The sequence below is a fragment of the Candidatus Hydrogenedens sp. genome (assembly GCA_035378955.1).
Taxonomy (GTDB): Bacteria; Hydrogenedentota; Hydrogenedentia; order Hydrogenedentales; family Hydrogenedentaceae; genus Hydrogenedens.
In genome coordinates, this window is record DAOSUS010000111.1 from 1 (window position 1) to 7,668 (window position 7,668).

Annotated in this window: 7 protein-coding genes; 4 read left to right on the top strand and 3 right to left on the bottom strand. The window is 32.9% G+C overall.

The window, feature by feature from the left end:
* Together PLA12_14005 and PLA12_14010 are read right to left on the bottom strand one after the other, a co-directional pair.
* A partial coding sequence (locus tag PLA12_14005) for a DUF5011 domain-containing protein (GenBank protein ID HOQ33601.1) occupies positions 1-3,355 on the bottom strand: 3,355 nt, incomplete at its 3' end.
* Positions 3,356-3,514: 159 nt separating this feature from the next.
* Positions 3,515-5,236 (bottom strand): glutamine--tRNA ligase/YqeY domain fusion protein, encoded by a 1,722-nt coding sequence (locus PLA12_14010; protein ID HOQ33602.1) that lies wholly within the window; start codon positions 5,234-5,236, stop codon positions 3,515-3,517.
* 238 nt (positions 5,237-5,474) lie between these two features.
* Between PLA12_14010 and PLA12_14015 the strand changes: the two genes are divergently transcribed.
* The 4 genes from PLA12_14015 (at position 5,475) to PLA12_14030 (ending at position 7,332) form a co-directional block, all read left to right on the top strand.
* Positions 5,475-5,666, top strand: a complete 192-nt coding sequence (locus PLA12_14015; protein ID HOQ33603.1) for a twin-arginine translocase TatA/TatE family subunit — start codon at positions 5,475-5,477, stop codon at positions 5,664-5,666.
* Between the two features lie 24 nt (positions 5,667-5,690).
* Positions 5,691-5,954: a Trm112 family protein gene (locus tag PLA12_14020; GenBank protein HOQ33604.1), complete on the top strand. Its 264-nt coding sequence runs from the start codon at positions 5,691-5,693 to the stop codon at positions 5,952-5,954.
* 204 nt (positions 5,955-6,158) lie between these two features.
* Positions 6,159-6,674 carry a DUF502 domain-containing protein gene (locus PLA12_14025; GenBank protein ID HOQ33605.1) on the top strand — a complete coding sequence of 172 codons (516 nt, stop codon included), beginning with the start codon at positions 6,159-6,161 and terminating at the stop codon, positions 6,672-6,674.
* The gene (locus PLA12_14030; GenBank protein HOQ33606.1) at positions 6,664-7,332 is read left to right on the top strand and encodes a DUF502 domain-containing protein; all 669 of its coding nucleotides are present in this window, start codon (positions 6,664-6,666) and stop codon (positions 7,330-7,332) included. Before PLA12_14025 ends, PLA12_14030 begins: the two co-directional genes overlap by 11 nt.
* 12 nt (positions 7,333-7,344) lie before the next feature.
* Here the strand turns inward: PLA12_14030 and PLA12_14035 are convergent.
* Positions 7,345-7,668 (bottom strand): tRNA (adenosine(37)-N6)-threonylcarbamoyltransferase complex ATPase subunit type 1 TsaE (locus tag PLA12_14035; GenBank protein ID HOQ33607.1); only part of this gene is annotated, 324 nt, incomplete at its 5' end.

Consider the following 7,668-nt stretch of genomic DNA (forward strand, 5'->3'; position numbering starts at 1 on the left):
TTATTACCGAATACTCTACTGAATATTCTCCTGTCTGTTCGGTATTTACATTAGAAGAAATATCTACAATAGAAGTTATATCAGCACCACACCCATCTCTGGCTTCATATCCAGGTTCAATATAGGGTTGATTTAATGTTAAATATAACGGATTATCCCCTAAAAGTGTAATTCGAGGTGGTGGAGCAGGAAATATTTCAAAGGCTCCAGCATCAGGTTTGCAAATTGCTCCCATAAATATTCTCGGTTTACGACGAATGTCCTCAGTAACAGCACCATACTCATAAGATAAGGAAATTGGGTCGCCAAGGTTTACAGCAGGTGATTCTAAAGACAAATTTAAATTGCCGGGTGATGTTTCAGATGGGTTTTCAATAAATAGAGGGTCTGTATCAAGTATGGCTTCTGATGAGGGAGGTGTAGATAAGAGGCTAAAGTTTTGGATAATAGAATGGCTAAATATTAGATATTCTGGGGAAATAATTTCAGGATAATTTATTTGAACCTGTGTATTGCCTTCATTAGCCCAGATTATTGAATTAAGTATCATCAACATGGATGTTAAGCCTTGAATATTTACAGTGCTGATATCCCCGTTATTGTGATTAAAATTGTTAGCAAATGTGCAATGTATAAGTTTTAATGTAGATTCATTAGCAGAAATAGCAGAACCATTTCCAGCGCAAGAGTTTCGGACGAATACACAATTTGTAAGATTTGCATACGAATTATTTATGTAAATAGCACCACCATCTACGGATGACATATTTTTATAAAATGTAGAGCATGAAATATGAACTGTTGAATTAGAAATATCAATGGCTCCACCATTCCCGAGTATGTTATTTCCTTCTTCAAAAATAAGTCCCTCTAACTCTATATTCATGCAAGAGGTTATATTTAAGGTAGGTGTCCCTAAAACCCCTGTTCCTTTTACCTGAATAGGTATAATTTTAGTTGGATTTTGTAATGGATTTCTTTCATCTATGTTCGCTTCAGAACCAGAAAAGCCACCCCGCAAGATAATATTTGAAAGACCATTAATTGTAATCCTTTCATGATATTCCCCAGTTTTAATCCATATCTCATCATAATTGTTAGCGGAACTGATTGCTTCTGAAATAGTATGGTAACCTTTTTCCCAGGAACTTCCATCTGTAGGAGTAGAAGAACTACCTGGATTTACATATATAACTTTACCTGATATATTAAATGCAGATAAATAATAACTTGGTAAATATGCAGGTGCGATAGTTCGACATCCCTGTAAAGGAAAATCAGGAGATTCTGTTATCCCTGAAAAACAAATATTATTATTGTCAAGAACACCAATAGACAATGCAGTATCATTAGAAGTACCCCCTAAAAATGTTCCCCAAGTTGGTGTAATTGTATTTTTATTTTCTATACTATCCCATTGTAGTCTCCATATCATAGCATCAAAATTTTCATTCATCCCATTATTCAACTGAGTATTGAAGGGATTTGATGTAAAAGATATTTTGCTCCATGCAAAATTTTCAAAGGAACTGTTCGTATAGCCTGAAATGAAAAATGTATTTGAAGATGTATTCGATGTTTTTATATCTGTTAAAACATCTGTTCCGTTACCAAAGATATAGGTAGTACCCAATAATTTTCCTGTAGACATATTCACTAATGTAAGGAAAGGATAGGTCTGTTCGGAGATTGTCTCAGGTATGGCTGAGATGGGGTTTGGTAAATCATTTGAATATGTGTTTCCTGCTAAACAAAGTGTGTTTGTATAAAGAACAATAGATTTTTCTAATATATCATCACCTGAACCTCCAAAAAATGAGGAAGATAATAAAGAAACATCAGGGGTTGTTGTTCCTTCATAATATAAATAGGCTTGAACGAAAATATCTTTTCCTTGGACAGATGCTTCAGGTATTATTGGGTTAAAATAAGGTGAGCCAACAGTTGTATTTCCACAAAGGTATATTATTGGTGAATATGCTTCTATATCTTTAACTTCAATTCCATTTATATTTAATTGGGTTAAATATCGGTATACTAATGGGTCCGGAGAAAGTCTTAATACTCCCCAAAATCCATCTGTAAGTAAGTCTTTTCTTATATTTGGTGAAGAATTTATTAGAGTTAAATCTGTAGATGTAGTATTACCTGCAAAAAGTAAATTATTGTTGTTTATAGTTAAATCTTCAATAGAATCATATCTTGACCCACCGATGAATGTAGAAAAATTTATGTTTAAATCTTTGTCAAGCATCATTAGGAAACCATCAAATTCACCTGGTGTTCCGTTCCCATTTAGAGGCATAGTTAAAGGTAGAACAGGGTTAACAGTTGGAAAGTTAGGAGAATTTGTTTTCCCGCCTATAAAGATAGAATCATTCGTTTCATTTATAAAATGACTAATAGAATTTATATAATCTTCACCCACTCCATTTATAAAAACAATATGATGAGTTTTTCCTAATTGTGGGGACAATTTACATAAAAATCCGGAAACATCTGTTCCCGATGAGTTGGGGAACTTAATGCTTCCTCCTATTACAGCAATAGCTACACCATTGTTGTAGTAATCTAAACACATTTTGTCAAATAAAGTAGAGGGACCATTGGATGATGGAAAACATATATATGTAGATAGCGTTAATATTGGGTCTATAAGCAATTCAGAATTTGTGTCATGGTTATCAACGAAAATTTGATATGTATTTTTGTCCAATCCCAAAAAACAAGCAGTTTGAGAAATAACATTTTCTGGATTTTTATATGCAGATTTATATATTTCTGGAATGCTAAAAGTGTATATATAACCTTCGTTATTAATAACAACTAATTTGTTATTTTCTATATATGTTTCAACATTATTTCCACGGATTTCCCAGCAGATTTGATTAATATTCACCTGAGAGTTGATGATAAAATCAAACTCTAATTCATAATCTTTAAAGTAAAATTCAAGGTCAATTCCTTCATAAACATTTGGAATACACAATTTGTTATAGGCATAACTGTTATGTATCCAATCATATTGATTATTTCCCGAATAGTAACTATATGCTACATCAGACTTTTCGCTACCAAAGACAGTATTACCTTCATTGTTGAGAAAGCGAAGTTCTACGGGTTCGCAAAAAGAGTTTTTTATAGGATTCCATATCCAAATTTTTAGGCTACCTGGTGTGATTTCAAAATATTGATTTTTTGAAAAAGCGAAATAATGATGGTTCTGTCCCGCTTGAAAGAAATAATTTTCTAAATAAGAAGCATTCTTATAAATATCCAATGAAAAACAATTAAACGCTAAAATAATAAAAAGAAAAGTTAATAATTGTATAATTATATTCCTGTGTTTGCCCATCTTATTTTAATTCCCTAAAATAGTATTTTATATTTCCATCTACCACTAAAAAACAGTATATAATAATTATGCATGAAAACGATGTAAAAAATCACAAAAATTATTAAATTTTTTAAAAGGATTAAACACAGACCTATTTATTAAGTAAGAATGTAAAAATTATTTGGAATGAGCATCCAATTTGGATTTAATCTTTGCCCATTCATCTTTAAGGGTTACCGTGCGGTTAAATACCATTTTTTCAGGGGTAGTATCGGGGTCAACACAGAAATAGCCCTGTCTTTCAAATTGCACCTTATCCCCTATATTAAGTTTTCTTAATTCGGGTTCCAATTTACAGTGAGATAATACTTGTAATGAATTAGGATTTATATTACTTCTCCAATCAGAACCTTCAGGAACATCACTGGGGTCTGGTTTTAAGAAGAGATAATCATATAAACGAATTTCTGCATCAAAAGCATGTTTGGCAGATACCCAATGTAAAGTTGCTTTGACTTTTCTACCATCAGGAGCATTCCCACCTTTGGTATTCGGGTCGTAAGTGCAACGCAATTCAATTACATTTCCATTTTCATCTTTTATTACATCAGTGCATTTTATAAAGTAAGCATATCTCAAACGAACTTCCTTCCCAGGTGCCAAACGGTAAAATTTAGGATGTGGATTTTCCATGAAATCCTCTTGTTCAATATATATTACCTTAGAGAAAGGGACTTTTCTTGTTCCCATAGATGGGTCTTCAGGATTATTTACTGCTTCCATTTCTTCGGTAAGGTCATCGGGATAATTTTCGATAACTACTTTTAGAGGATTTAAAACCGCCATATATCTATTGGCTTTTTTATTTAAATCCTCGCGAATACAATATTCAAGCAAGGCAATATCTACAGTATTATCTGCTTTTGCTACGCCAATCAACTTGCAAAATTGTCTGATAGATTCAGGTGTGTAACCTCTTCTTCTAAGCCCAGATATAGTAGGCATTCTGGGGTCGTCCCATCCACGGACATATCCTTCACGAACGAGTTCCAGAAGCCTTCTTTTACTCATAACTGTATATGTTAGATTTAATCGTGCAAACTCAATTTGTCGGGGAGCGTATATCCCTATTTCTTTAATAAACCAATCATAGAGTGGACGATGGTCTTCAAATTCTAATGTGCAGATGGAATGGGTAATGCCCTCAATAGAATCCGATTGACCATGAGCAAAATCATACATAGGATAAATGCACCATTTGTCTCCCGTTCGGGGATGGGTTGCTCGTATAATACGATACATTACAGGGTCACGCATATTTAAATTGGGCGAAGCCATATCAATTTTTGCACGAAGTGTTCTTGAACCATCTGGGAATTCTCCTGCCCTCATTCTTTGGAAAAGGTCTAAATTTTCCTCTATGGACCTGTTACGATACGGACTTTCCTTCCCGGGTTCTGTTAATGTGCCTCGATATGCTCTGACTTCCTCCGGAGATAAATCACAAACATAGGCTTTTCCTTTTTTTATTAAATCAATAGCCCATTCGTAAAGTTGTTCAAAATAATCAGATGCATAATATTCATGTTTTCCCCAATCAAAACCTAACCATCTTACATCTTCACGGATGGCATCAATGTATTCTTGTTCTTCTTTTAATGGATTGGTATCATCATATCTCAGATGGCATCTACCTTTATACTCTTCCGCAAGACCGAAATTTAAGCATATAGACTTGGCATGACCGATATGAAGATACCCATTAGGTTCTGGGGGAAAACGAGTTACAACACCCGTATATCTTCCGGATTTTAAATCTTCGTCAATGATTTGATGAATAAAATCTCGACCACAACCTTCTTTATTTTCTTCATTATTCATATATGAATTGTCGGACATAAAAAAACACTCCTTTAATACTTTTTTTGGGGTTTTCTATAACGAAATTATCTATAATTCAAAAAATTTATTATATATTATCTCTTTTTACAGACATATTTCTCAAATATAAATTTCGGTGTATCCATAAAATTGGAACAAAGCGTTATAATTAGAAACCGAATGTAACCTGGGAGTATAATATAATTAAGTGTTAAAGATTTAGTAAAAAATAACCCTGTTTAGAAAGGAACAATATATGTGGACACCAGGAATGGGTGAATTATTCATAATCTTAATTATAGTCCTCGTTTTATTTGGTGGAAATAAAATTGCAGGATTAGGTCGCTCTTTAGGCACAGCCATTGCAGAATTTAAAGACGCTGTCAAAGGGGGCGAAGAGGCTAAGAAAGAAAGTATAGAAGAAAACAAGAAAGAGGAAAACTCATAATTTTTGGGTTTTAGGAGAATCCCTATGATTTCACAGGAATTACTCAAGATATTGGTATGTCCTGAAACAAAACAACCCTTACAATTAGTTGATGATGAGTTATTAAAAAAGATTAATAAATCTATCCAACAGGGCAAAGTAGTAAATAGAGACGGGGACCCTGTCAATGAGAATTTAGATGGAGGGTTAATAAGGGAAGATAAAAAGATTGTATATCCAATTATTAATGACTTGCCCTATCTAAGAATTGGTGACGGGATTGAATTAGAAAAAAATCACATAGTCTAAATTTTTATGACTCCTTCCTTAAAATTAAGATTAATTGTGTTATTGATGCGATTTTTTAGGGGACTGAAAAGTTCTGTACTTAATCGAATATTTACAGGGTTAATTGTCATCATACCATTGGGTGTAACTTTTTATGTGATACAATTTCTTTACTTCTTGTTATACAATAAATTAGGACCACTTACTAAAAGAATATTCTATACTGTGCCCGACTATTTTGTCCCTGCTATTTCTCTAATATTAATAGTATTAGGGATTTTTTTTCTGGGTGTCATAACCAATATGTATATTGGTAGCAGGCTTTTTTACTTATTCGAAAGTATTTTAGAACGAATACCCTTTATAAAGACTGTATATAATGCTACGAAACAAATTGTGACAGTATTTACAAAAGCAAAAGAAGAGAAGAGTAAATCTGGTCCTGCAACATTTATTGACTTCCCTTTTCCCGGAATTAAGAGTATTGCTTTAATAACAAACTCTGTAGAGATAGAAGGGCTGGGCTCATTTACCACAGTTTTTGTCCCTACTACACCTAACCCTACGAGTGGATATTTTGAATTAGTTCCTAAGGAGGATGCAAAGGATGAAATGGAAATTCCGATGGATGAAATTGTAACAATGGTTTTATCGGGTGGTGTTGTTACCCCGGAGATATTAAAAGCAGATTCAGATATACTGCAAGAATTACAAAAGATAGAGAAAAAACATGCAGACTGAAAATAAAATTGCAGAAAAGAAAATACCTAAAATTTTGGGGAGACTTCGAAGATATTTCTTTGCAGGTATATTGGCTATTGTTCCATTAGGTTTAACATTCCTTATTTTAAGATTTATTTATTACTTTACAGTAGGTCGTGTGACTCCTTATGTCACTCAATGGTTCCCAGAATATCCTGATTATTTAATAGCCCCTCTATCAGTTATATTAATTATTATTTTTGTTTATCTGGTCGGTCTACTTTCAAGTTTCTTTCTAATACGCCAGTTTTTATCTCTTTTTGAAATGATTATAAAAAAAATTCCCATAGTAAAAACCGTGTATAACTCCGCAAAACAAATGACAGTAAGTTTTATAGAACAGTTTTCCTCCAATCATACTCGTTCTATTGTGATTGTTCCTTTTACCCATGACAGAATTTACACAATGGGTCTTTTATTAGGAAAAATTAAACTTCCCGATGGAAAAGAATATTACAGAGTTTTTATTCCTACTACACCTAATATAAGTGTAGGAATATTGCAATTTTATCCTGCTGAAAAAATATATAAATGTCCCATTACTATGGAACAGGCTATCGAAATAATTGTGTCTTCAGGGGCATCTATCCCGGTTAAACTTTCTGTGCAACCTCTTCAAAAACAACAAAAAAATTAATTCGGTGTATTACTAAGTATTTATAAAATGATGAGGCAATTTCTGTATTAGTTTATTAGTAAAATCCGGATTTAAATTATGTATTTCAATTTTTCGTTTATCATTTTCTATATGATAAAAATACATAAAGATAGCATCTGATGGAATAATATTTATAATTCTATCTGCCCACTCTATTAAACAAATTAGATTATCGCTTAACCATTCTTCAGAACCGATATCAATGATTTCTCTCTCGTCTTGAATTCTATAACAATCCAGGTGAAGTACTATGGGCGGATTACCATATTGATTGATTATTGTGAAAGTAGGACTATGAACCCAACAATCGCCACA

What these genes read in the sequence shown, in the direction of transcription:
- PLA12_14010 (HOQ33602.1), bottom strand. Translation starts at nt 5,236, where the DNA reads ATGTCCGACAATTCATATATGAATAATGAAGAAAATAAAGAAGGTTGT.
- PLA12_14015 (HOQ33603.1), top strand. Translation starts at nt 5,475, where the DNA reads ATGTGGACACCAGGAATGGGTGAATTATTCATAATCTTAATTATAGTC.
- PLA12_14020 (HOQ33604.1), top strand. Translation starts at nt 5,691, where the DNA reads ATGATTTCACAGGAATTACTCAAGATATTGGTATGTCCTGAAACAAAA.
- PLA12_14030 (HOQ33606.1), top strand. Translation starts at nt 6,664, where the DNA reads ATGCAGACTGAAAATAAAATTGCAGAAAAGAAAATACCTAAAATTTTG.